The 23305-nt window shown below is 70.0% G+C and carries 25 protein-coding genes; 13 read left to right on the top strand and 12 right to left on the bottom strand.

Translation table 11 applies throughout. From position 1 onward, the window contains the following. Positions 1–101 precede the first annotated feature (101 nt). From Q0V34_RS16815 to Q0V34_RS16805, 3 genes are all read right to left on the bottom strand, one after another. Entirely contained in the window at positions 102–836 is a 735-nt protein-coding gene (locus Q0V34_RS16815) for a SprT family zinc-dependent metalloprotease (protein ID WP_297514171.1), read from the bottom strand. A 161-nt stretch (positions 837–997) separates the two neighbouring features. Next, positions 998–2260, bottom strand: a complete 1263-nt coding sequence (locus Q0V34_RS16810) for a polyhydroxyalkanoate depolymerase (RefSeq protein WP_297514168.1) — start codon at positions 2258–2260, stop codon at positions 998–1000. A 239-nt stretch (positions 2261–2499) separates the two neighbouring features. Next, complete coding sequence (locus Q0V34_RS16805; RefSeq protein ID WP_297514166.1) at positions 2500–3090, bottom strand: SCO family protein; 591 nt, start codon at positions 3088–3090, stop codon at positions 2500–2502. A gap of 56 nt (positions 3091–3146) precedes the next feature. Between Q0V34_RS16805 and Q0V34_RS16800 the strand changes: the two genes are divergently transcribed. Then, complete coding sequence (locus Q0V34_RS16800) at positions 3147–4544, top strand: ActS/PrrB/RegB family redox-sensitive histidine kinase (protein ID WP_297514163.1); 1398 nt, start codon at positions 3147–3149, stop codon at positions 4542–4544. A gap of 70 nt (positions 4545–4614) precedes the next feature. Continuing rightward, positions 4615–5172, top strand: a complete 558-nt coding sequence (gene spdR, locus Q0V34_RS16795) for a stationary phase response regulator transcription factor SpdR (protein ID WP_297514160.1) — start codon at positions 4615–4617, stop codon at positions 5170–5172. A gap of 120 nt (positions 5173–5292) precedes the next feature. On the opposite strand, the gene Q0V34_RS16790 is transcribed toward spdR, so the two are convergent. The 3 genes from Q0V34_RS16790 to Q0V34_RS16780 form a co-directional block, all read right to left on the bottom strand. Beyond that, entirely contained in the window at positions 5293–6078 is a 786-nt protein-coding gene (locus Q0V34_RS16790; protein ID WP_297514157.1) for an SDR family oxidoreductase, read from the bottom strand. A gap of 126 nt (positions 6079–6204) precedes the next feature. Next, on the bottom strand, positions 6205–6492 hold the full coding sequence (locus Q0V34_RS16785) for a 4a-hydroxytetrahydrobiopterin dehydratase (protein ID WP_297514155.1): 288 nt from the start codon (positions 6490–6492) through the stop codon (positions 6205–6207). Positions 6493–6517: 25 nt separating this feature from the next. After that, on the bottom strand, positions 6518–7159 hold the full coding sequence (locus Q0V34_RS16780; protein ID WP_297514153.1) for an HAD-IA family hydrolase: 642 nt from the start codon (positions 7157–7159) through the stop codon (positions 6518–6520). 149 nt (positions 7160–7308) lie between these two features. Between Q0V34_RS16780 and Q0V34_RS16775 the strand changes: the two genes are divergently transcribed. The 4 genes from Q0V34_RS16775 (at position 7309) to Q0V34_RS16760 (ending at position 10730) form a co-directional block, all read left to right on the top strand. Next, positions 7309–7980 (top strand): hypothetical protein, encoded by a 672-nt coding sequence (locus Q0V34_RS16775; protein ID WP_297514151.1) that lies wholly within the window; start codon positions 7309–7311, stop codon positions 7978–7980. Positions 7981–8054: 74 nt separating this feature from the next. Beyond that, complete coding sequence (locus Q0V34_RS16770) at positions 8055–8159, top strand: hypothetical protein (protein ID WP_297514149.1); 105 nt, start codon at positions 8055–8057, stop codon at positions 8157–8159. A gap of 158 nt (positions 8160–8317) precedes the next feature. Next, positions 8318–10303, top strand: a complete 1986-nt coding sequence (locus Q0V34_RS16765; protein WP_297514147.1) for an AsmA family protein — start codon at positions 8318–8320, stop codon at positions 10301–10303. A gap of 91 nt (positions 10304–10394) precedes the next feature. Continuing rightward, positions 10395–10730, top strand: a complete 336-nt coding sequence (locus Q0V34_RS16760; protein ID WP_297514145.1) for a hypothetical protein — start codon at positions 10395–10397, stop codon at positions 10728–10730. A gap of 3 nt (positions 10731–10733) precedes the next feature. Here the strand turns inward: Q0V34_RS16760 and rsmD are convergent, their stop codons facing one another. After that, on the bottom strand, positions 10734–11300 hold the full coding sequence (gene rsmD, locus Q0V34_RS16755) for a 16S rRNA (guanine(966)-N(2))-methyltransferase RsmD (protein WP_297514142.1): 567 nt from the start codon (positions 11298–11300) through the stop codon (positions 10734–10736). Beyond that, positions 11300–11911, bottom strand: a complete 612-nt coding sequence (locus tag Q0V34_RS16750; protein WP_297514137.1) for a TMEM175 family protein — start codon at positions 11909–11911, stop codon at positions 11300–11302. The genes rsmD and Q0V34_RS16750 overlap by 1 nt, the downstream gene beginning before the upstream one ends. A gap of 129 nt (positions 11912–12040) precedes the next feature. Here Q0V34_RS16750 and Q0V34_RS16745 point away from each other — a divergent pair, with 129 nt between their 5' ends. After that, complete coding sequence (locus tag Q0V34_RS16745) at positions 12041–13006, top strand: CPBP family intramembrane glutamic endopeptidase (protein ID WP_297514134.1); 966 nt, start codon at positions 12041–12043, stop codon at positions 13004–13006. Positions 13007–13009: 3 nt separating this feature from the next. Here the strand turns inward: Q0V34_RS16745 and Q0V34_RS16740 are convergent, their stop codons facing one another. Beyond that, the gene (locus Q0V34_RS16740) at positions 13010–14206 is read right to left on the bottom strand and encodes a pseudouridine synthase (protein ID WP_297514131.1); all 1197 of its coding nucleotides are present in this window, start codon (positions 14204–14206) and stop codon (positions 13010–13012) included. 53 nt (positions 14207–14259) lie between these two features. Here Q0V34_RS16740 and tadA point away from each other — a divergent pair, with 53 nt between their 5' ends. After that, entirely contained in the window at positions 14260–14745 is a 486-nt protein-coding gene (gene tadA, locus Q0V34_RS16735) for a tRNA adenosine(34) deaminase TadA (RefSeq protein ID WP_297514129.1), read from the top strand. Here tadA and Q0V34_RS16730 read toward each other — a convergent pair. Next, positions 14738–15154 carry a hypothetical protein gene (locus tag Q0V34_RS16730; protein ID WP_297514126.1) on the bottom strand — a complete coding sequence of 139 codons (417 nt, stop codon included), beginning with the start codon at positions 15152–15154 and terminating at the stop codon, positions 14738–14740. The two genes, tadA and Q0V34_RS16730, sit on opposite strands and share 8 nt — an antisense overlap. A 119-nt stretch (positions 15155–15273) precedes the next feature. Here Q0V34_RS16730 and pseB point away from each other — a divergent pair, with 119 nt between their 5' ends. Both pseB and pseC read left to right on the top strand, forming a co-directional pair. Beyond that, entirely contained in the window at positions 15274–16314 is a 1041-nt protein-coding gene (gene pseB, locus Q0V34_RS16725) for a UDP-N-acetylglucosamine 4,6-dehydratase (inverting) (protein WP_297514123.1), read from the top strand. Beyond that, positions 16311–17483: a UDP-4-amino-4,6-dideoxy-N-acetyl-beta-L-altrosamine transaminase gene (gene pseC / locus Q0V34_RS16720; RefSeq protein WP_297514120.1), complete on the top strand. Its 1173-nt coding sequence runs from the start codon at positions 16311–16313 to the stop codon at positions 17481–17483. The genes pseB and pseC overlap by 4 nt, the downstream gene beginning before the upstream one ends. A 1-nt stretch (position 17484) precedes the next feature. Here pseC and Q0V34_RS16715 read toward each other — a convergent pair whose 3' ends face one another. Beyond that, entirely contained in the window at positions 17485–18003 is a 519-nt protein-coding gene (locus Q0V34_RS16715) for an ACT domain-containing protein (RefSeq protein ID WP_297514117.1), read from the bottom strand. A 115-nt stretch (positions 18004–18118) separates the two neighbouring features. Here Q0V34_RS16715 and Q0V34_RS16710 point away from each other — a divergent pair, with 115 nt between their 5' ends. Both Q0V34_RS16710 and Q0V34_RS16705 read left to right on the top strand, forming a co-directional pair. Then, positions 18119–19279, top strand: a complete 1161-nt coding sequence (locus tag Q0V34_RS16710) for a helix-turn-helix domain-containing protein (protein WP_297514114.1) — start codon at positions 18119–18121, stop codon at positions 19277–19279. Positions 19280–19324: 45 nt separating this feature from the next. Next, positions 19325–20797: a S41 family peptidase gene (locus tag Q0V34_RS16705; protein WP_297514111.1), complete on the top strand. Its 1473-nt coding sequence runs from the start codon at positions 19325–19327 to the stop codon at positions 20795–20797. Positions 20798–20901: 104 nt separating this feature from the next. On the opposite strand, the gene Q0V34_RS16700 is transcribed toward Q0V34_RS16705, so the two are convergent. Beyond that, on the bottom strand, positions 20902–22599 hold the full coding sequence (locus Q0V34_RS16700) for a hypothetical protein (RefSeq protein ID WP_297514109.1): 1698 nt from the start codon (positions 22597–22599) through the stop codon (positions 20902–20904). Between the two features lie 208 nt (positions 22600–22807). Here Q0V34_RS16700 and Q0V34_RS16695 point away from each other — a divergent pair. Further along, the coding region (locus Q0V34_RS16695; protein WP_297514106.1) for a response regulator transcription factor at positions 22808–23305 on the top strand (498 nt) is incomplete at its 3' end.

The following is a 23305-nucleotide window of genomic DNA, read 5'->3' as shown; positions in this document are numbered from 1 at the left end:
GGCCCAGAGGGCCGGAGGGGGTCAACTCGGCCTAGCCGGCGCTCGCCCCCTCAGTCACTTCGTGACAGCTCCCCCGCGATGCGGGGGAGCATCTCTCGGCTTCAGGCCCCGATCGCGTGGAGCTCCGCCGCGTGAGCCCGCAGCCAGGCACGGTGCGGCGCCGGATCGCCGACCAGCGTCTCGCACAGCGCCCAGAAGCGCGGGCCGTGATTGGCCTCGATCAGGTGGGCGCATTCGTGGGCGGCGACATAGTCGGCCACCGCCGCCGGCGCCAGGATCAGCCGCCAGCTGTAGCGGATCGCCGCCGGGGCTTTCGCGGTCGCCGGACGACAGGAGCCCCAACGGGCCTTGGGATCGGCCACGGCCACGGACGGCATGGGACGGCCCAGAGCGGCCGCGTGAACCGCGGTGCGCTCGGTCAGCACGGAGAGCGCCTCGCGCTTGGCCAGGCGGATGACCTTCAGCCCCCAGTTGGGATCGTCCGGCGCGACGATGCGCGGCCCTCCGGGATGGGCGGCCTCGATCCGCGCGCGCCCGGGGGCGACCTCCAGGCGGTAGGGACGGTCATTGAGGCGCAGCACGCCGCCGGGGGCGAGGCTCATGCGCTGGGGCAGGGCCGCCAGCTGCTTGGCGATCCAGCCGGCCTTCTCCTGGGCGAAGGCGACGGCCTCGTTCAGCCGCCGGGCGTTTGGAGACAGGGCGACGATCTCGGACCTGGCCCGATCGACGCGCAGCGAGATCCGCCGCGCCCGGCCATCGACCCGCAGCCGCACCGGCCAGCCGCCGATCTCCAGTCGATCACCGTCGGAGAAGCGTTGAGCCTTGAGCGCGAACATCGGGGTTGAAGATCGGGTGCGCCGGCGCTCCGCGCAACCATCTCCCGTTCATCCCCGCGAAAGCGGGGACCCAAGCCGAGCCCGAGGATCGAAGCTCGGCCATGCTCCAAAGCGAAAGTCCGCTTGGATCCCCGCTTTCGCGGGGAAGATCGGTGCGAGGATCAAGCCTCTTCCGCGAAATGCGGATCGCACTTGCGGATGAACTTGCGCACCCGCGGATAGATCTCCTCGCGGAACCGGCGGCCGTTGAACACGCCGTAGTGGCCGACATTGGGCTGGACGTAGTCGAGCTTCATGTCGTCGGGGATGTTCGGGCACAGGCCGTGCGCGGCCTGGGTCTGGCCGATGCCGGAGATGTCGTCGTTCTCGCCCTCGACCGTCATCAGGCCGATGTCGGTGATGGCCTCCGGCCGCACCGGCGTTCCGCGATGAACCAGCTCGCCCTTGGGCAACAGATACTGCTGGAAGACGATGTCGATGGTCTGGAGATAGAATTCCTCGGTCAGGTCCAGCACCGACAGATACTCGTCGTAGAACTCCAGGTGCTTGTCGGCGCTGTCGCCGTCGCCCTTGACCAGGTCGTTGAAGTAGCGGCGGTGGGCCTCCTGGTGGCGCTCGGCGTTCATGCTCATGAAGCTGGCCAGCTGGACGAAGCCCGGATAGACGCGCCGTCCCGCGCCCGCATAGGGCGGCGGCACCGTGTAGATCATGTTCGACTGGAACCAGGTGAACGGCTTTTCCTCGGCCAGCTGGTTGGTGACGGTCGGCGACAGGCGCGCGTCGATCGGCGAGCCCATGAAGGTCATGCTGGCCGGGCGCGAGGGGTGGTTCTGCTCGGCCATCAGGGCGGCGGCGGCCAGCACCGGCGGGCCGGGCTGGCAGACGGCCACGACATTGGGACGCGGGCCCAGGACGCCCAGCATCTGGATCACGTGGTCGATATAGTCGTGGAAGTCGAAGCGCCCCTCCAGCACCGAGACCTCGCGGGCGTTGACCCAATCGACGATGAACACGGCGTGGTCGGGCAGGAAGGCCTCGACCGTTCCGCGCAGCAGGGTCGCGTAGTGCCCCGAAAGGGGGGCGACGATCAGCACGGCCGGATCCAGGCTGAACTTGCCGGCCCGGCGCATGTCGGCCATGTCGCGGTCGAACTGGATCAGCCGCGCCCAGGGGCTTTCCCAGACCACGGTCGGACGCACGCGGACATCGACCTGGCCGACCTTGACCGTGTCGATGTTCCACTTGGGCTTGCCATAGCGGCGCGTGACATTGGCGAAGAGGTCCGCGCCGGCGTGCAGGCGGCGGCCCAGAGCCGAGTCGGCGGCGGGATTCAGCGGCGATCCCCAGAAATCCCGGGCCGCTCGCGCCGCGAGGCGCATCGGAGTCGAGGCGTAGTAAGCCGCCTCATGCAGGGCGTAAAGCATGGCGCATCCGCGATATTGCATCGCAACATAGCATGCTGAAGCCTAACGGAGTCTAGCTTTTGTCACGATGGACGCCGCGTCACCCCGCCGCGCGTCGTCGAGCTCAGCGAAAGCCCATGATCGCGGCGCAACCCGCCGCGATTCCCAGCGGGAACAGACCCAGCCCGACCTTCAGGCGCTCATGCTTCAAGATGGTCTTCGGCATCGCGCGACCTCCGGCGGCCAAGCGCCGCTCCGTTTCACCCCTCGCGCATCGCGTCCTTGATCCGACGGGCGATCTCGTCGGGCGGCAGGTTGTAGGGGATCACCGTCTTGAAGCGCCCCTTCTTGTCCATCAGGTAGATCGCCGTGGAGTGATCCATGGTGTAGCCGGGGCCGTCGCCGACCTTGGCGTAATAGACCTTGTAGGCCTTGGCCGCGACGGCGACCTGCTCGGGCGTCCCCGTCAGGCCCAGGGTCGACTTCGGCACATAGGGCGCCGACAGATAGGTCTTCATCTGCTGGACCGTGTCGCGGCCCGGATCGATCGAGACGAAGACGATCTGGAAGTCCTTGCCCTTGGGTCCCAGCTGATCGCTGGCCGCCGACAGGCCTTGCAGCGTGCCCGGGCAGACATCGGGGCAATAGGTGAAACCAAAGAACACCGCGCTCCATTTGCCCTTCAGCGCCTTCTCGGTGGTCGGGGCGCCGTTCTGGTCGACCAGCTGGAACGGACCGCCGACCGCCGCCGGCGCTTCGGATCGGAACACCCCGGCGTTCCAGGCCAGGCCCGCCGTGACGGCCAGGGCCAGGACGCACGCCAAAATGAGGACAAGTCGGCCGCGGACCATGTGCGTTTCATCCTTTTACTCTCGCCACGCGCGCGGTTCTGGACGATTGTGCGCGCATGGCTGACGTTTCGTTCGCGAGAGCGCCCGACGATCGACGTCACACGGGGCTCGATAAGCCGGGCGAAGACCCGGCGCAAGACGACGCCTGGTCGTGGACCGCGCCAGGGCTGCGTCGCGGACGCTTAAGGGTGCGCACCCTGCTGGCGCAGCGCTGGGGGTGGGTGGTCGCCCAGACCGCCATCCTGCTGGCCTGCGGCCTGGCGCTGAACATGCATATCCCCTGGGCGCTGTGCTTCTCGCTGATCGCCCTGTCGGCCTGGCTCAATGTGCTGCTGGGCCTGGCGTCCACCGGTCAGCGACTGGCCCGCGACGGCGAGGCGACGGCGCAGATCGCCTTCGACATTCTGCAGCTCTCGGGCCTCTTCTATCTGACGGGCGGCGCCTACAACCCGTTCTCGCTGTTGCTGATCGCGCCCGTCACCCTGGCCGCGGCGACCCTGCCGGCCCGCTACGCCCTGGGGCTCGGCGCCCTGGCCATCGCCGCCACGGTGCTGCTGGCGGTGTTTCACATGCCCCTGCCGACCGCGAGCGGCCAGCCGGCGTTCGATCCCGGTCCGCGCATGCAGTGGACCATCGTCGCCGCGCGCGTCGTCGGCATCGTCGTGTCCGGCGCCTATGCCTGGCAGGCGGCCAGCGAGTCGGCGCGGATGGAGCTGGCCCTGAACGTCGCCGAGACGGTGCTGGCCCGCGAGCAGCGGCTGTCGGCCCTGGGCGCCCTGGCGGCGGCGGCGGCGCACGAGCTGGGCACGCCGCTCGCCACCATCTCGGTGGTGGCGCGCGAGATGGCCCGCAACACCACCGACGCGGAGGTCCGCGAGGACGCCGAGCTGCTGATCGGCCAGGCCGCCCGCTGCCGCGAGATCCTGCAGCGCCTGACCGAGATGCCCGAGGCCCAGGACGCGGTGCACGAACGCATGAGCCTGGTCCAGCTGGTCCAGGACGTGATCGAACCGCACATGGTGCACGGCATCCGCGTCGAGGCCGTGGTCAACGGCCCGGCCGGCGAGACCGCGCCCGACATCTGGCGGCGGCCCGAGATCATCCACGCCATGACCTCGATCGTCGAGAACGCCGTCGACTTCGCGCGGGGCGAGGTGATCGTCATCGCCCGCTTCGACCCCCGCTACATCGTCATCGAGGCGCGCGACGACGGCCCCGGCTTCTCGCCCGAAGTGCTGGCCAAGCTGGGCGAGCCGTACGTGACCACCCGGCCGGGCGCCGAAGGCTCGCGCACGGGCCATATCGGCATGGGGCTGGGCTTCTTCATCGCCAAGACCCTTCTGGAACGAACCGGCGCGACGGTGGATTTCCGCAATGGTCGTCGCGGCGGCGCGGTCGTCTCGGCCCGCTGGCCTCGACCCGCGCTTGAGGCCCCCGGTTATACAGGGGCTTGAGTTGTGTCGCGGAAGCGCGAAAGTATGAGGCTTGGCCTGCTGAGTATTAGCCCGGGGAGGGGCTGACTTCATGGCGGATATCGGAGAGCTGGTCTCGGCGCTGCCGGACAAAACGCTGCTTCTGTTGGACGACGACGCCCCGTTACGGACTCGGCTGGGGCGGGCGCTAGAGCAGCGCGGGTTCGAGGTGACGCTGGCCGCTTCCGTGGCCGAGGCGCTGACCATCCTGCGCGGCCAGGCGCCGGCCCACGCGGTGCTGGACATGCGGCTGGAGGACGGCTCGGGCCTGAAGGTGGTCGAGGCCGTGCGCGAGGCCCGCGCCGACGCCAAGGTCATCATGCTGACCGGCTACGGCAACATCGCCACCGCCGTGGCGGCGGTGAAGGCGGGGGTGGTCGACTATCTCTCCAAGCCCGCCGACGCCGACGACGTCGCCCGCGCCCTGTTGGCCGCCAAGGACGCCGCGCCCGCGCCGCCGGAAAACCCGATGAGCGCCGACCGCGTGCGCTGGGAGCACATCCAGCGCGTCTACGAGATGTGCGGCCACAACGTCTCGGAGACCGCGCGGCGGCTGAACATGCACCGCCGGACCCTGCAGCGGATCCTGGCGAAGCGCGCGCCGCGTTAGTCGAGATGCTCCCCCTCTGGGGGAGCTGTCGGCGAAAGCCGACTGAGGGGGCCATCTCGGCTGAGGCCGCGCTGCCCCCTCCGGCCCTCGCGGGCCACCTCCCCCAGAAGGGGGAGGAGATCACATCGCCGAGATGCCGCCGTCGAGGCGCATCTCCGCGCCCGTCATGAACTTGCTCTCGTCGCTGGCCAGGTAGAGCACCGCGTTGGCGATGTCGTTGGGCTCGCCGATATGGCCCAGCGGGATCTGCCGGCCGAGCTTGGCGTGGGCCTCCTCCTTGCCGAGACGCTGGCTCAGCGGGTCCAGGATCGGCGTGTCGATGAAGGTCGGGTGGATCGAGTTCGAACGGATGTCCAGCCCCTGCTTGGCGCAGTAGAGGGCGATGTTCTTGCTGAGCAGCCAGACCGCCGCCTTGGAGGCGTTGTAGGCCGGCGAGTTATGGTTGGCGATCAGGCCGGCGATCGAGCTGATATTGATGATCGAGCCCGGCTGGTGGGCGCGCATATAGGTCAGGGCGTGCTTGGCCCCCAGGAAGACGCTGTCGACATTGATCGACATGATCCGCTTCCACAGATCGAACTCCATGGCCTCCAGCGGCTTGTCGCCGGCCACACCGGCGTTGTTCAGCAGCACCGAGATCCCGCCCATCAGGCCGTTGGCCTTTTCCAGGGCCTCGACCCACTGGTCTTCCTGGGTGACGTCGAGGTGGAGGGCGAAGGCGGTCCCTTCGCCATGCTTGGCGTTGAGCTCGGCGGCGACGGCCTCGGCGCCCGGCAGATTGATGTCGGCGACGGTGACCTTGGCCCCCTCCTCGGCCAGCCGCCGGGCGGCGGCCGCGCCCAGGCCCTGGGCCCCGCCGGTGATGAAGGCCTTCTTGCCGGCGACCCGGCCCGTGCTCTGCGCCATGCGGCGTCCTCCCTTTATTCAAACGCTAGTTTGAACCGGAAGGCGGCCGCGCGGAAGGGGTAAACTCTCCTCCCCGCTTGGGCGAGAGGAACCACCGAAGGCGGTGGAGGGGGTCCAGCGGCGGCGCTAGGTCGCCGCCTCGTCCATGAACTTGGCCAGCGTCACGTCCAGCTCCGTCACCCCGTCGGCGTCGTGCGTGGTCAGCAGGACCTCGACCCGATTGTAGACATTGAACCACTCGGGGTGGTGATCCAGCTTGTCGGCCATCAGGGCCACGCGGGTCATGAAGCCGAAGGCGGCGTTGAAGTCGGCGAAGCGGAAGGTCTTGGCGATGGCGTCCTTGTGGTCCGGCGCGGCGCTCCAGCCGTCGAGCTGGGCGATGGCGGCGGCGGCGCCGATCTTGGAACGGGACATGGAGTTCTCCGAGAAGCGTCGCCCTTCAGAACGCCAATCCGGTCGCCTGCGCAAGATCGGCCAGCAGTTGCGCCTCCGACGACACCTTGATCGCCGTCATGCCCAAGGCCGCCGCCGGCTTGCAGTTGATCCCCAGGTCGTCGAGATAGACGCAGGCCTCCGGCGCCACGTCCAGCAACTCGCACATCATCTGGTAGATGCGCGGATCGGGCTTGCGGACGCCGGCCTTGGAGCTTTCGATCACCGCGTCGAACAGGGCCATGATCTCGCCGACCGCCAGGGCCTTGTCCGCGCTCTGGGCCATGCCGGGGCCGTGGCCGGTGGGCACGTTGTTGGTGATGCAGCCGACCTTGAACCGCGCCTTGCAGGCCTTTAGCGCCTCGGCGACCCGAGGCCGCAAGTCGCCATACAGCAGCGGCAGCACGTCCGCGCCGCGCACGGCGTGGCCCAGCCGCGTGGCCTCTTCCAGGAACAGCGCGTCGAACGCCGCCGCGTCGATCTCCGCCCGCTCGAACCGCGCCCAGGCGTTGCGGTCCGGGTCGGTCGCGTTGACGGCGCGGATGAAGTCGGTCGGCAGGCCCCGCTCGGTCTCGTAGCGCCGAAACGCCTCGAATGGCGAGGTCGTGAACACGCCGCCGAAGTCCCAGATCACCGCCTCGATCGCCATGCGCGCCCTCAAACAAATGTTTGAGGCAGGCTAGCCCTGGAACGCGCGGAGGGAAAGTCGGGTGTTTCGTGCAAGGCCACGCTCGCCTGACGGGTGAACCCCGCTGACTCGGGCCGCGTAAAGGGTTTGTTAAGGCTCCGGAGTTCGCCATGACCCTGTCTCGCCTCGCCCCTGTCCTCGTTCTGACCCTGCTGGCGGCCGCGCCGGCGTGGGCCGGATCGCGCGGCGGCGTCGGGCCGGTCCCGCTGGCCGGCGGCTGCCACGCGCGCCTGGATGACGGCGTGGCCTATCGGGACGCGGGCGGCGCGTGCGAGACGAGCCGCGAGGCCTGGTCCGGCTACGACCAATGGGCCTACGGCTATGCGCGGGGCGACTGCGGCCCCTGCGGCTATGGTCGAGGTCGCCTGGCGGTCGAGACGCGCGAGGGCGATCGCTACGGCGAGCGTCGAGAGGCCTGGTACGACCAAGCCGGCTACGCTCAGGCCGGTTACGCCCCCGACCGCTATGCCCAAGACCGCTACGGCTCGTACGGTTACGCTCAAGGCGGTTGCGACCAGTGCGGCTATGACCGGGGTCGTATCGAGATCGAGGCGCGCGACGCGGATCGCTATGGCGAGCGGCGCGAGGCCTGGTATGGCCGGCGCGACGCCGCCGCCGCCTATGCCTACGAACAGCAACGACGTCTCTGCGGGTGCGCGGGCGGGTATGACCAGGGCCGTGGGGGCCCGGTCTATCCCTATCCGCCCTCCGAACCCCAGGGATACGTCACCGCCGGCCGGGACGACTACGGCTGGTTGGTGTGGGCCGGCAAACGGCCCTGAACTCAGTCGGACTGGCGCCGCCCTTGCGTCGGAGGCGTCGACACGCACCAAAATGGGACGGGGGAACCACAGACATGCGCTCGCCAAGCAAGCCGCTCTTCAAGGCCTATGAACTGATCGCCATCGTCGCCTTCGTGGTGGCCGCGGCGGCGGTCAGCAGCATCGGACTCGTCTACTGAGGCCCTTGCGGGCCCGATAGTTCGCGCCGAATTGGAACAGGATCGCCGGCCCCGCGCGTTGTGAGGGATCGACCGGAGCCGCGATCCTGACCACCGCCGACGCCCTTCTCGAACCGAAACCGCCGCGCGAGCCCGTCCGGCGACCATCTCGGCGCGCGGTGATCGGCATCGGCTCGGCCCTGGCCCTGGTGGCGGCTATCGTCGCCTTCCTGGTGATCTTCGACTGGAACTGGCTGCGGGGCCCGATCGGCCGCTTCGCCTCGGCGCGTCTGCAGCGCGAGGTGGCGATCACCGGCGATCTGCGCGTCCATCCCTGGTCGCTGTCGCCCAAGGTCGAGGCCTTCGGCGTGCGCATCGGCCAGCCGGCCTGGGCCAAGACGCTCGAACCGGACGCGCCGCCGATGGCGCGGGTGGGCCGGGTGGCGCTGCAGGTCAAGATCCTGCCCCTGCTGCGCGGCCAGATCATCCTGCCGTTCCTGGCCATCGACGAGCCGGACGTGCGGCTGCTGCGGGCCGGCGACGGCAAGGCCAACTGGACCTTCGGCGGCCAGACCCGCGACAAGCCGATGAAGCTGCCGGCGGTCCAGCGCTTCGTGATCAAGGACGGCCGGCTGCGATTCGAGGACCGCCAGCGCGGCACGCTGTTCGTCGGCGCCGTCGACGCCCAGGAGCGGGCCGGCGAGCGCGGCGGCCGCTTCGTGCTGGAAGGCCGGGGCAGCCTGAACGGCGCGGCCTTCCTGGCACGGGTGACCGGCGGCCCGCTGCTGAACATCACGCCCAGCAAGCCCTATCCGTTCGACGCCGATGTCCGGGCCGGCGCCACGCGCATCACCGCCCAGGGTCAGGTGACCAAGCCGTTCGACCTGGCCCGTTTCGAGACGGACCTGACGGTGTCGGGCGCCGATCTGAACCGCCTTCATGACCTCACGGGCCTCGCCCTGCCCAACACCCCGCCCTATCGCGTGTCGGGGCGCCTGATCCGCGAGGGCGCGCGCTACGATTTCGAGAAGATGACGGGCCGCGTCGGCGACAGCGACGTCTCGGGCGAGCTCTTCGTGCTGACTGGCCGCGAGCGCCCCTATCTGCAGGCGGCGCTGCGTTCGCGGCGGCTCGACTTCGACGATCTGGGCAGCCTGGTCGGCGCGCCGCCGGCGACGGGACGCGGCGAGACCGCCTCGGCCGGCCAGAAGGTCGAAGCCGCCCAGCGCGACGCCGTCCAGCGCCTGCTGCCCGACGCCACCCTGCAGGTCGAGCGCGTCCGTTCGATGGACGCCAAGGTCACCTACCGCGCCGACGCGGTGAACGCGCCCAACCTGCCGCTGCGCAAGGTCAGCGTCGATGTCGCTCTCGACAAGGGCGTGCTGACCCTGGACCCGATCGCCCTGACCTTCTCGCGCGGCGATCTCAAGGGGCGGATCCGTCTGGACGCCCGGCCGACGATCCCGCGCACGGATCTCGACCTGCGCCTGACCAACGGCCGTCTGGAGGACTTCATCCCGATCAAGAGCGAGGGCCAGAACGCCATCGAGGGCCCGGTGATGGCCCGCGCCAAGCTGACCGGGACCGGAAACAGCGTCCACCGCGCCGCCTCGGCGGCCAATGGCTCGGTGACCGTGGTCGCCCCGCGCGGCCAGATCCGCCAGGCCTTCGCCGAGCTCCTGGGCGTCAACGCGTCCAAGGGCCTGATCCTGCTCCTGTCCAAGAGCGACAAGCAGACGCCGGTCCGCTGCGCGATCGCCGACTTCGATGTCCGGGACGGCGTGATGACCACCAACCACCTGGTCGCCGACACCGGCGTCGTGCTGGCGCGCGGCCGAGGCACGGTGAACCTGGCGACCGAGCGGATGGACTTCCGCATCGAGGGCGACAGCAAGAAGCCGCGTCTGTTGCGCCTGTTTATCCCGATCACGCTGAGGGGGCCGATCATGGCCCCGAAGCCCGGCCTCGACGTCAGCAAGGCGGTCGGCCAGGGCGGCGTCGCGGCGGCCTTGGGCTCGCTGCTCAATCCGTTGGCCGCCCTGATCCCGTTCTTCACCACCGGCGAGGCCAAGGACGCCGACTGCGCCGGCCTGGTCAGCGAGGCCCGCCAGCAGGGCGCGCCGGTCAGGACCAGCCAGACCACGCCGGCGAAGGCGACGCGATAGCGCTCTTGACAGGCGAGCGCGGCCTTGAGCTGCTGCTTGGCGCCTTCCGCGCGCACTCCGCCGCTTCGCTTGTGAAATCCTCGAGCGCCACATGACCCGTTCACCCGTCGTACGCTTGTCGATCCTGCGGACCGACCCCGACCAGTTTTCTCGCGTGCGCGAAGCGATGGAGGCGGCCCTGGACGCCCTGGAGCCGGGCATTCGCGCGCTGGACGGCCTGATCGACTTCTTTGCCGGCGCCGACGAGGCGACTTGCGCCCTGACCAATGTCAGCCTGTGGCGGGGGCTCGACCAAGCCCGCCAGCTGGATCATTTCCAGCCCATGCTCGACCTCGCGCCACGCTTCGTGGCGCTGGGCGCGCGGTTCGAGAGGCCGATCATCAACGCCTCCACCCTTTGGCGGATCGACGCGGCGACGGGGGCCTGACGATCAGCCAGGCGCCCTGAGGAACAAGACGCGGGCGGCGCCGTAGTCGCGCGCGTCCAGCGCCTCGAAGCCGTCCAGCGCCGGGTCGGGCTCGCCCCGGCCCCGCTCGAACATCAGGATCGCGCCCGGCGCGAGCCAGCCGCCGGCGACCAGCTCGGCGATGGCCTTCTCGCCCAGGCCCTTGGCGTAGGGCGGGTCGAGGAAGACGAGGTCGAACGGCGCGCCGGCGCTGGCCGGGCGCGGCCCCAGGTCCGTGGCGTCGCGGCGATGCACGCGGGTGACGCCGAACAGGTGCATGGCGTCGATGTTCTCGCGGATCGCGCCGCGCGCGGCGTCGTCGGTCTCGACGAACAGGCAGAAGCTGGCGCCGCGCGACAGCGCCTCGAGCCCCAGCGCGCCCGAGCCGGCGAAGACGTCGAGCACCCGCGCCCCGTGCAGCTCCGGCGCCCAGGCCGCGTGCTCCAGGATGTTGAACACCGCCTGGCGGGCGCGGTCGGAGGTGGGGCGGGTGGCCTCGCCCGGCGGCGCGACGATGGCCTTGCCGCGATACTGGCCCGAGACGATTCGCATCAGGCGGCCTTGGCCGAAGCGCGGGCCAGCGCTTGGTTGACGATGCGGAGCGCCACGATCACGACGGCCATCACCGCCCAGCCCCAAGGATACGCCAGGCTGAAGAAGCTCATCCAGCACATGAAGCCGGGCAGCAGCGCGACGCGCAGCATGACGAAGATCGCCTCGCCCCTCGGCGTCGGGTGGGCCAAACCGCCGATGAAGACCGCATAGGCCCAGAGCAGGCCGATCGCCAGGCCGATCGCCGCGACCAGCGCGACATAGACCGGAAAGGCTTGGCCGGCCTTCTGCTCCCACAGGAGCTCGGTGGCCAGCGGCAACAGGGCCACCAGCCCCAGCACCACGAAGTTCAGCACGTCGAGCACGCCGTTGGCCGATTTCAGGCGCTCGAAGATCCGCCGGTGACTGATCCAGTAGATGCCGACCACCGCGAAACTGACGACATAGGCCACCAGCTTGGCGGCCATCTGCCGGAAGAGATCGGCGACGCCGTTCCAGTCGTGCGGCGGGTGAATCTCGATCGCCAGCAGGGTGATGGCGATGGCGAAGACCGCGTCGGAGAACAGCACCAGCCGGTGCAGATGCGCCGCGCCCGAATCCCGCTCGCTCATGGTGGCCCCTTTACAACCCGTAACCGGATGTGTGCCGTCCCGCGCCGCGCGCGGCAAGCGCGCGCTTTACAAGATCGTGGCCGCCCCCTCTTAGTCGCGGAAAGAACAAGAGGCGATCAAGCGATGCGCATGGGCGAGTTGATGGAGGCGGTGAAGCGTTCGCGCTTTCTGGCCGATCTGTCGCCCTATGATCGCGACCCGTGGCGCACCGCCTTCGCCGTGCCGGTCGGGATGCTGGCCGGCGCGGTCGCCGCCGTCCTGGGCGGCGCCTCGGCGATCCTGCTGGCGGTTCTGGTCGTCAGCGGCCTGGACGGCGCGCCCGCCGTCGGGGAGCTGTTCGCCGTCTTTTCCGATCCCAACCTGACCGAGCCGACGGCGCGGCAGTCGATGTTCATCCTGGCCGTCCTGGCCGGGGTGAATCTGGGCTTGGCGGTCGGTTTCGTCGTCGCGGCCGGCGCCATCCATCACCGGCGGATCACCGACTATGTCAATGGCGGCGAGCCGATGCGGCCGCGCCTGCTGCTGGGCGGCCTCGTGGTGGTCGGGGTGGTGATGGGCGCCGTGGTCGCCGCCGCCGCCCTGCTGGGCCAGCCGATCGATCCGCCCCTGTGGAAGGTGGCCCCGAATCTGGTCGGACGCGCCCTCTACGCCGTGCTGGCCATGGGCTTGCTGGTCCTGGCCGCCGCCGCCGAGGAGCTGCTGTTCCGCGGCTGGCTGCTGAAGCAGAGCGCGGCCTATGTCCGCGACCCGATCGTGCTGATGCTGCTGAACGGCCTGCTGTTCGCGGCCATCCACGTGGATCCCAATATCGACGCCTTCCTGGTGCGGGCGGCCATGGGCATGGGCCTGACCTGGATGGCGCTGCGCCTGGGCGGCATCGAGCTGGGCATCGGCGCGCACGCGGCCAACAACGCCGTCATCCTGCTGCTGATCCGGCCGATGACCACCCGTCCCGACGCGCCGCACGAGTTCAAGGCCGGGCTGATCGCCAGCGCCCTCGTCGTTCTCGCCGGCTTCATCGGCGTGGCGGAGCTGTCCCTGCGCTGGCCCGCCCTGCGCCGCTGGACGCGCGGCGGAGCGCCGGCGGCGGCTTAAGCCTCAGCGCTTGGGACCGCGCGGGGGCTTGGCGCCCGGGCGCTTTTCAGCCACCCGACGGGCCGCGCCGTCAGCCGGCTTCGCGCCCGCCCGCGCGACGGGCTTGCCGCGCGCGACGGGCTTCTTGTCGTCGATGAACTTGGTCTCGATCGACTTTGTGGGACGCTTGGCCTTGGCGGGCCCCTTGGCCGAGGCGTGCGGCGAGGCCTTCTTCTTCGGCTTGGCCCAGCCGGGCTTGTAGACCTTCTCCGGCTTTTCGGCCGGTTTTTCCTCAAGGACACGATCGGCGCGCGGGACGCCGCGACGCTGCGCGTCGCCGCCGCCATCCGTGCCCGGCGCCTTGGCCGCGTTGGCGATCCCGACGAACTTCGGCCGGTCGCCGGTCGGCATGTTCTCCTCGGCCACGACGCCTTCCAGCAGTTCGCGGATCACCCGGGGCCCGACCTCCTCGATCTGGCCGGCGGCGAGGGTCCCCAGCGCGAACGGGCCATAGGCCAGGCGGATCAGGCGATTGACCTTCAGGCCGACCGACTCCAGCACCTTGCGGACCTCGCGGTTCTTGCCTTCGGACAGAGTGACCGTGATCCAGACGTTCTTGCCGCCGCCGGTCCGGTCATGCGCCTTGTCCAGCTTGGCCTCGATCGGGCCGTACTTGACGCCCTCGACCGTGACGCCGTCCTTCAGCGTGTCCAGCTTGGCCTGGGTCGTGTCTCCGAACGCCCGCGCCCGATAGCGGCGCACCCAGGCGTTGCTCGGCGTTTCGAGGGCCCGCGACAGCTCGCCGTCGTTGGTCAGCAGCAGCAGGCCTTCGGAGTTCAGATCGAGGCGTCCGACCGAGATCAGGCGCGGCAACCCCGGCGGCAGCGACTGGAACACCGTCGGCCGGCCCTTGGGGTCGTTGTGGGTGGTCATCAGGCCGGTGGGCTTGTGATAGCGGAAGATCCGTGTCGGCTCGCGCTCGGCCACCAGCTGGCCGTCGACGGTGAGGAAGTCGCCGGGCGCGACCTTGACCGCCGGGGTGGTCAGCACCTTGCCGTTGATCGCCACGCGCCCGGCCTCGATCAGCCGCTCGACCTCGCGCCGCGAGGCCACGCCCGCCCGCGCCAGCGCCTTGGCCACCCGCTCGCCGGGACCGCCGTCGAGATCGCCGTCTTGACCATCCAGCCGAGGCTCGTACAGGGGGTCGTGAGGTTTGGTCATTTTTCGGCGTCCTTCTCGGGCTGGGCGCATCTCTCGATGGGCTTTGGACGGTAATGCGCACCGATCAGGACGGGGATCAAGATCACCACGCCATGCGCCTGGCCCTCGACGCCGCCCGCGCGGCGGCCGAGGCCGGCGAGACGCCGGTCGGGGCGGTGATCCTGGATCCGGCGACCGGCGAGGTCATCGCCACGGCCGGCAACGGCCCGATCGGCGCGCATGATCCCACGGCCCACGCCGAGATCGCGGCGATGCGCGCGGCCGCCGCCAAGCTCGGCAACTACCGGCTGACCGGCCTGACCCTGGTGGTGACCCTGGAGCCCTGCGCCATGTGCGCCGGCGCGATCAGCCACGCGCGGATCGGCCGGGTGGTGTTCGGCGCGGAGGACCCCAAGGGCGGGGCCGTGGTCCATGGACCGAAATTCTTCGCCCAACCCACCTGCCACTGGCGGCCGGAGGTCACCGGCGGCGTTCTGGCCGACGAAAGCGCCGAGCTCCTGCGCGGGTTCTTCCGCGCGCGGCGCCAGAAACCTAGCTGATCAGGGCCGAGCCCAGCAGCACCTTGGAGCCGGGCTTGCCCAGCACCTGGTCGGCGGCCTTCTGCAACTCGCGGCTCATATAGTCCATGTCCGGCGTCGCCCCGCCGCGCAGACCGGCGGCATAGACCATCAGCACCTGGGCGAAGGCGGCGCGCAGGCGCGGCGTCGAGGCCTGGGCCCGCTCCATCAGCTTGGGGTCGCGAACCTCGAGGCCGGCCTCGACGGTCATCACCCCGCGACGGCCGTCGCGACGCAGCACCACCGCGTTGATCGGCTCCAGCGCGAAATAGGTGACCGCCTCCTTCTTCTCCTCCTTGCCGTGACCGGCGAGGGCGGCGCCGGGCGCCAGCAAGGGACCGCCCGCGAGGACGGCGGCCAGGACGATCGGGGCGAGGCGAAGGCGGCGCATGGGCGGCGTTTTAGCGCGACGTGGTTGACGTCCTCTTTACGTCTGTCGGCGCATCAAGGGGCGTTAACCACGACTCGTGGCCCCGGCGCGCGCCGGGCAAGCGTCGCAGGAGGCAGACCTTGGGCCGTTTTTCTCCCAAATCCCTCGACCTGGACGGCAAGGTGATCCTGATCACCGGCGGCACCGGCTCGTTCGGCCGGCGGTTCATCGAGACCGTGCTGCGCCGCTACAACCCGCGAAAGGTCATCGTCTATTCCCGCGACGAATTGAAGCAGAGCGACATGCAGATCGAGCTGCGCGAGCAGTTCGACGAGCGGACCTACGCCAAACTTCGGTTTTTTCTCGGTGACGTGCGCGACCGCGAGCGCCTGACCCTGGCCCTGCGCGGCGTCGACATCGTCGTCCACGCCGCGGCCCTGAAGCAGGTGCCGGCCGCCGAGTACAACCCGTCCGAATGCATCCACACCAACGTGCTGGGCGCCGAGAATGTCGTCTGGGCCAGCCTGAACAACGCGGTCAAGCAGGTGATCGCCCTGTCCACCGACAAGGCCTGCAATCCGACCAATCTCTACGGCGCGACCAAGCTGGCCTCCGACAAGACCTTCGTCGCCGCCAACAATCTGTCGGGCGACATCGGCACGCGGTTCTGCGTCGTGCGCTACGGCAATGTCGTGGGCTCGCGCGGCAGCGTCGTGCCGCTGTACCGCCGCCTGCTGGCCCAGGGCGCGACCGAGCTGCCGGTCACCGATCCGCGCATGACCCGCTTCTGGATCACCCTGAACGAGGGCGTCGACTTCGTGCTCTCGTCGCTGACCATGATGCGCGGCGGCGAGATCTTCGTGCCCAAGATCCCGTCCATGGCCATGCCGGACCTGGTCAAGGCCATGTCGCCGACCGCCACGATGAAGGTCATCGGCATTCGGCCGGGCGAGAAGCTGCACGAGATCATGATCAGCGCCGACGACGCCCGTTCGACCGTGGCCTTCGACGACCGCTACGCCATCGAGCCCAACTTCGCCGAGTTCGGCCGCGTCCCCTATGCCGCCGCCGACGGCGCGACCCCGGTGGCCGAGGACTTCTCCTACAGCAGCGACAACAACCACGACTGGCTCTCGCCCGAGGGCCTGCTGGCCATGCTGGAGGAAAAGGCCGCGCTATGAGCGGCTTTCTCCCCTACGGCCGGCAAACGATCGAGGACGACGACGTCGCCGCCGTCGCCGAGGCGCTGCGGGCCGATTTCCTGACCACCGGTCCGATGGTCGAGGCGTTCGAAGCGGCCTTCGCCCAAAAAGTCGGGGCCCAGCACGCCATCGCGGTCTCGAACGGCACCGCCACCCTGCATCTGGCCATGCTGGCGCTCGGGATCGGCGCCAAAAACGAAAATGGGGGCGACGTCTGCGTCGTCCCGTCGGTCACCTTCCTGTCCACCGCCAACTGCGCCCGCTTCGTCGGGGCCGAGGTGGTGTTCGCCGACGTCGATCGCGACAGCGGCCTGATGACCCCCGACACCCTCGCGCGGGCGCTGGACCGCGCGCGCGACAAGCGGGTCAAGGCGATCCTGCCGGTCCACCTGCGCGGCGATGTCTGCGACCTGCCGGCCCTGAAGGCCATGGCCAGCGCGGCCGGCGCGACCCTGGTCGAGGACGCCCCGCACGCGCTGGGCTCGATCGCGACCTTCGACGGCGTGGCGCACCCCGTCGGCGACGGCGCCTTCTCCAGCTTCGCCAGCTTCTCGTTCCACCCGGTCAAGACCCTGGCCACCGGCGAGGGCGGCATGCTGACCACCAACGATCCGGAGCTGGCCGCCCGCGCCCGCCGCCTGCGCTCGCACGGCATGGTCCGGCCGGCGGACGCCGATCCGTGGTGGTACGAGATGCCCGAGCTCGGCTTCAACTACCGGATTCCCGACGTGCTGTGCGCCCTGGGCCTGTCGCAGCTGAAGAAGCTCGACCGCTTCGTGGCGCGCCGGCGCGAGCTGGCGGCGCTCTATGCCCGGCTGCTGCCCGAGCGCGCGCCCCGCGCGAGGCTCGCGGCCAGCCCCGCCCATTCCGATCCGGCCCTGCACCTGCTGACCGTGCTGATCGACTTCGAGGCCGAGGGCGTCTCGCGCCGCACCGTGGTCGAGAGCCTGAAGGCCGAGGGCATCGGCTCGCAGGTCCACTACATCCCGGTGCACCGGCAGCCCTATTACGCCGGCCGCTACGGGATCGCCGACTTGCCCGGCGCGGACGCCTGGTACGCCCGCTGCCTGACCCTGCCGCTCTATCCGGCCATGACCGACGGCGATGTCGAGCGCGTGGTGGACGCGTTGGCGAAGATCCTGGGCTAACTCAGCCCGCCGACACCGGCGCCAAGGCAATATCGACCATGATCTCGGCCGAGATCGCCTCCAGCGCCGCCTGGACGTTCACCGCCGTCAGCCCGGCCGGCAGGCGCAGCCGCGCGTCCAGATGGAACAGCGGTCCGCCCGCGTGCGGCTCCACGCTGAGCCGGGTGTCGAAGGCCTCGATATTGGCGTCGAGGCCGCTCAAGACCGCCGTCACCTGGTGGACGATGCCAGGACGATCCTGGCCCACCAGGGACAGACCCACCGTCTCGCCCTCGGCGACCGGAGATTCGATCGCCGGCGCGACCCGCACCTCCAGGCCGTGCGCGTCCACCGCCGCCACCGCCTTCCGCAGCGCCTCGGCGTCGCTCGCCTCCACCCGCACCGAGCCGACATAGAGCCCGCCCAGCCGGCTCAGATGACTCTCGAGCCAATTGCCGCCGGCCTCTAGCACCGCCTTGGCCAAGGCCTGGGTCAGGCCCGGCCGGTCGCTGCCGACGACGCTCAGGATCAGGTCAGCCATGGAATGCTCCGTGTGGTTCCGCGCGGCGAGGGGGCCATGCGGCGGGGACGGCGTCAATGCGGGCCGGCGCGCCACCGCTCTTCCTCGCTCGACACGGCGCGGGTAGCGTGAGGCCATGACGGGCGGGTGGTTCCATTTCGGCTGGCGAACGGCGCTGCTCGGGGCGGCGATCCTGCAATGCCTGGCGCTGGCGATCGCCCTGGCGCGCGAGGTCCGGAACCGGACGGCCAACCGCTTCCTGGCGGCGACGCTCATCGTCATCGCCGGCGTCCTGACGCCTTACGCCATCGGCTTCGCGGGCGCCTACGACCGCTTCCGCTGGCTGACCTTCGCCCCGTTCTCCCTGCCGCTGGCCCTGGGACCGGTGCTCTACGGCTATGCCTACGCCCTGGCCAGCGGCGCGCCGCCGCCGCGCCTCCGCTGGCATCTGGCCCCGCCGCTCGCGCAGGCGAGCTACTTCCTGTTCTGTTTCGCGCTGCCGGAGCCCGTGAAATGGTCCTGGTACGTCGGCGGGCACAGGGCGTGGGTGTCGCCCGTCCTCACCGGGCTGGGCCTCGTCAGCCTCGCCGCCTACGCCCTCGCGATCGGTCGGCTGCTGCGCCGCCGTCGTCGGCGTCTCGCCGAGCAGCGCAGCGATGACGACGCCCATTCGGCCGTCTGGCTGAGCCGCGTGCTGCTGGCCGTCCTGTCGGGCCTTGTCGTCGAGTGCTGGTTCTGGGTTTGGTCGACCCTCGTCGGCGGCATCAGCTTCTTCCAGGAGACGGGGATGTATCTGGCCCTCGCCCTGGTCGGCGTCTACCTGGGCGTGGCGGGGTGGCGTCAGGCGGCGCTGCCGGCGCCTTTGGCGGCGACGGAGCCGGCCGACACCGAGGCCGAGGTCGGACAAGCCCCGGACTGGGCGGCGATCGGGGCCGACATCGCCGCCCGCACGCGACAAGCGGGCTGGTGGCGCGAACCGGACCTCTCGCTACCCGGCCTGGCGCGGCGCCTCGGCGCCAACAGCGGCCGCGTGTCGCGGGCCATCAATCTGGGTCTCGGGGTGAACTTCTCCACCTTCGTCAACGGTCTGCGCGCCGAGGCGGTGGCCGACGCGTTGCGGGCCGGTTCGAAGCAGGACCTTCTGGATTTGGCGATGGACATGGGCTTTTCGTCGAAGGCCAGCTTCAACCGGGCGTTCCGCGCGCGGTTCGGGGCGCCGCCCTCAGACTATAGGCGGCGGGTCTCAGATCCTGCTTTTTCGGCGGATGGCCCGGAATTGAGGCGCGAAGCCGGTTGAGCGCGGCGATACCGGAGGCCCGCGAGTTTCGAGGATCATCCGCCCATGTCGCCGCTGCACCGTCGCCGCCTGCTGAAGCTTTCCGGCGGGCTCGCCCTGGGCCTGTCCACGCCGTCCCTCGCCGAGGTCGTGAACGCGGATTGGAGCGGCGATGTCGCCATTCTGCGCCAAGCCTGGGAGACGATGCATCCGGGCGTCTATCGCTATAGCGCCCCGTCCGAGGTCTCCGAGAGACTGGACGGCCTCGCCCGGGCCTGGGCCGCGCCCGGAACGTTTCGCCAGCGGTTCCTGGCCCTCACGCGCGTCACCGCCTCGCTGAAATGCGGTCATACCTATCCCAGCCCCTACAACAGCGGCGAGGCGACGGTGGCCCGGATGTATCCGGACCGCGCGCTCGTGCCCTTCCTGTTCCGCTGGATCGACGGCCGGATCGTGGTGATCCGCGACGACAGCGGCGCCGGGCTTTTCCCCCGCGGCACGGTGATCACCGCGATCGACGGCGTCGCGACGCACGAGCTGCTCGCGCGGCTGGTCCCGCTGGCGCGGGCGGACGGCTCCAATCTCGGCAAGCGGATCAGCCTGATGGAGGTCCGGGGCGAGGACCGCTACGAGACCTTCGACATCCACCTGCCGCTGGTGCTGCCGCTCAAGGAGACGGCCGCCTTCACCCTGGCTCACGGCGGCGTGGTCCGGGCGGGTCTCCAGACCCTGGCCGATCGCCAGGCGCGTTTTTCGGCTTCGCGCGCGGTCGCCAAGGACGCCAACCCCTGGACGCTCGACAAGGGCGCGGACGGCGTGCATCGCCTGACCATGCCCAGTTGGGCCCTCTATGAATCTCGCTTCGACTGGCAAGCCTGGTTGGCGGCGGCGATGGACGACCTGAGCGGCGACGGGGCGCGCGGGCTCGTCGTCGACCTCCGAGGCAACGAGGGCGGACAGGACTGCGGCAATGTCATCCTCGGCCGCCTCATCGATCGCCCCCTGGCCCTGTCGCGCGACCAAAGATGGACCCGGTACCGCAAGGCGCCCGACGCCCTGAAGCCCTATCTCAGCACCTGGGATCGCGGCTTCCTGGACTGGGGCGACGACGCCGTCGCCAGCGCCGAGCGGCCCGGCTTCTATCGCCTGACGCGCTATGACGACGACGGCGAAACCAGCCTCATCCGTCCCGAGGGGCGGCGATTTAGCGGGAAGGTCGCCGTCCTCTGCGACGCGTCCAACAGCTCGGCGACCTTCGGCTTTGACCAGACCGTGAAGGACAACGGCCTGGCCACCCTGGTAGGGCAGACCACCGGCGGCAATCGCCGCGGCATCAATGGCGGGGCGTTCTTTTTCCTGAAACTTCCCGCCTCGGGCCTGGAGGTGGACCTGCCGCTGATCGCCAGCTTCCCCAGGACGCCACAGCCCGACGCGGCCATCGCGCCCGACATCGCCGTGGCGATCTCCGCCGCCGACATCGCGCGTGGCCGAGACGTCCAGATGGAGGCGGCGACCCGTTTCGTGCTCTCGCGGACCTAGATCCGGCGGCGTCGCGCGGGGCGTTCGGCCGGCGAGCATTTCGAGCCCGAGGCCAAAGGCGACGCTCGAGCCCCTTAGCTTTCGATAGGCTCGGCTGACAGCCCCTAAGCCGCCTGCCCCACCAGGCTCTTGATCAGGGTCATGGTCTGGGGCGAGCCGGCCAGCTGTTCGCGCGACGCCGGGTCCTTGGCCAGCTTCAGGGCCTCGACGCGGGCCTTTTCGGCCACGGGTCCCGTCGGGCCGGCCTCGCCCATGGCCAATTTGGCCAAGAGTTGCAGGCGGTGCGGCAGCGGGGCCGGGGCGCGGACCAGCATGGTCAGCAAGCGCGAGTCGCCCTCGATCAGGGCTCCGACCTCGCCGAGCTTGGCGCACAGGGGCTCGTAGTCCTCGCGCACCAGGCCCGACCGCGTCAGGGACCGCTGCAGGGCCGCCAGATGGGCCAGCTTGGCCACCGGCGAGTCCGGCCCCGCGCGCATCTCCTTCTCGAAGCGCATGGCGCTGATATTGGCGTTCAGCCAGCGGGCGGCGTTACGCTTGTTGACCGCGCCCATGACGTTCTCCGCCAGGCGGATCAGGATCTTGACCTCTTCGTGAGCCGAGCGGTCGCGGCCCAGCAGCGCCTCGATGAAATCCCCGTTCAGCAGGGTCTTGGAGCGGGTCGTGAAGGCGACCTGGATATCCTCGGCCTGCAGGATGCGGCCGGCCGCCGCCGTCAGGCTCATGGCCAGGGCGCGCAGATATTCGATCTCGGCGTCGGCGTCGGTCGGCTTGAGCCGGCGCACGCCGTTCAGCTCGGACAACACCCGCTGGGCGATGGCCTTGCGCACGCTGGAGAACTCGTCGCTCGACAGCCATTCGCCAAGCCGGCGCGCGGTGCCCGACAGGTCGGGCATGCAGGCGCGGACGCCGGGCTCGATCTTGATCAGGGCCTCGATGGCCAGCCCGCCGGTCATCCGGGTCATCGCGGCCAGAGTCGCGCCCAGGTCATCCTTGGTGTCGAGCAGGTCGGCCATGCCCGCGCGGGAGCCGATGATCTCGGCCAGGGGCTGCTCGATGGCGGCCAGGGCGGCCGCGCGGGCGCGCGGCTCCTGCGGCGCGGCGTCGGCGAGGTCCAGCAGGCGGGCGATCTTATCCGACCAGCTGACGGCGGGCGCGATGGAGGCCGCGACGCCGGCGCCCAGCAGGAAGGCGCGGTCGGGGTCGGCCACCAGGCGCTCGGCGGCCTTGGCGAAGCCTTCCTTGTCCAGGTCCGGCAGCGCGCCCTTCTTGAACGCCTTCATCAGGTTGGCGATCGTGCGCTCGACCAGGCCATGGAAGTGGCGCATGACCTCGTGCACGGACTGGCCGCGGGCCTCGGCCTCGGGGATGGCGATCTTCTGCAGCGCGTGCTGCAGGTCGGTGCCCGAGGCTTCCAGCTTCTCGACCAGGTCGGGGCGGTGCAGCAGTTCGAACGGCGTGGCCTTGTGGCGGGCCAGCCAGCCCTCCAGCAGGCGGCCGATCCGGTCGCGGGCGTGGGCGGTGTAGAGGTCGGCCGGCTGCACGCACAGCGGGTCGCGATCCTCGACCTCCTTCTTGGGCTTGCCGCCGTCGACAAGACCCTTGGTGAAGATGCCGATCGACTTGTATTCGCCGGTCGCCTCGTCGAGCGTCTCCTTGGTGACGCGCACCGCGACCGCGCGGTTCTGGGTCAGGACGTCCTCGGCCGTCTGCAGGGCGTGCGCGCGGTTTTCCGTGGCGATCTCGAGCGTCCACTGCGCGCCGACCTTGCGTCGGACAAAAAGCTCGTAATGGACTTGGCCCATGCCCACCTGCTCCAGGAGGCTTTACTATGGGCGAGGAGACCTTAAGGCGAGGTTGAGGCGCGGCCTCGCGCCGCAATCGCGCCTTTCTCGGGCCGCAAAGGCGCAAGATGAAGCAGGGAAAGCTTTACCGGCCGGCGCGTTGAAGCCAGAACGCTCGGCCGATAGGATCGATCGACGCAAGACCAGGTTCAAGGACGAGAACGACCAGATGGCCGCCATCACCCTCATTGACGACGACGAGAACATCGTCGCCTCGGTCTCGCTGGCGCTGGAAAGCCACGGCCACGCGGTGAAGGCCTACTACGATGGCGTCTCGGGGCTCGAGGCCGTCGAGGCCAGCCCGCCGGACCTGGTGATCCTCGACGTCAAGATGCCGCGCATGGACGGCATGGAAGTGCTGCGCCGCCTGCGTCAGACGTCCGAGATCCCCGTGATCATGCTGACCTCCAAGGACGACGAGATCGACGAGATCCTCGGCTTCAATCTCGGCGCCGACGACTACATGCACAAGCCGTTCAGCCAGCGCCTGCTGCTGGAGCGGGTCAAGGCCGTGCTGCGCCGCGCCCGTCCCGACGACGAGGACCTGGCCCCGACCGGCGCGGCGGCCGCCGTCGGCTCCAAGGTCATGAAGCGCGGCAAGCTGACGCTCGACCCCGCCCGCCACGACAGCCTGTGGGACGGCAAGCCGGTGCGCCTGACCGTCACC

It is taken from the genome of uncultured Caulobacter sp. (assembly GCF_947036865.1).
Lineage (GTDB): Bacteria > Pseudomonadota > Alphaproteobacteria > Caulobacterales > Caulobacteraceae > Caulobacter.
The sequence above is the reverse complement of the archived record's forward strand: the minus strand, read 5'-3'. Positions and strand labels throughout refer to the sequence as shown.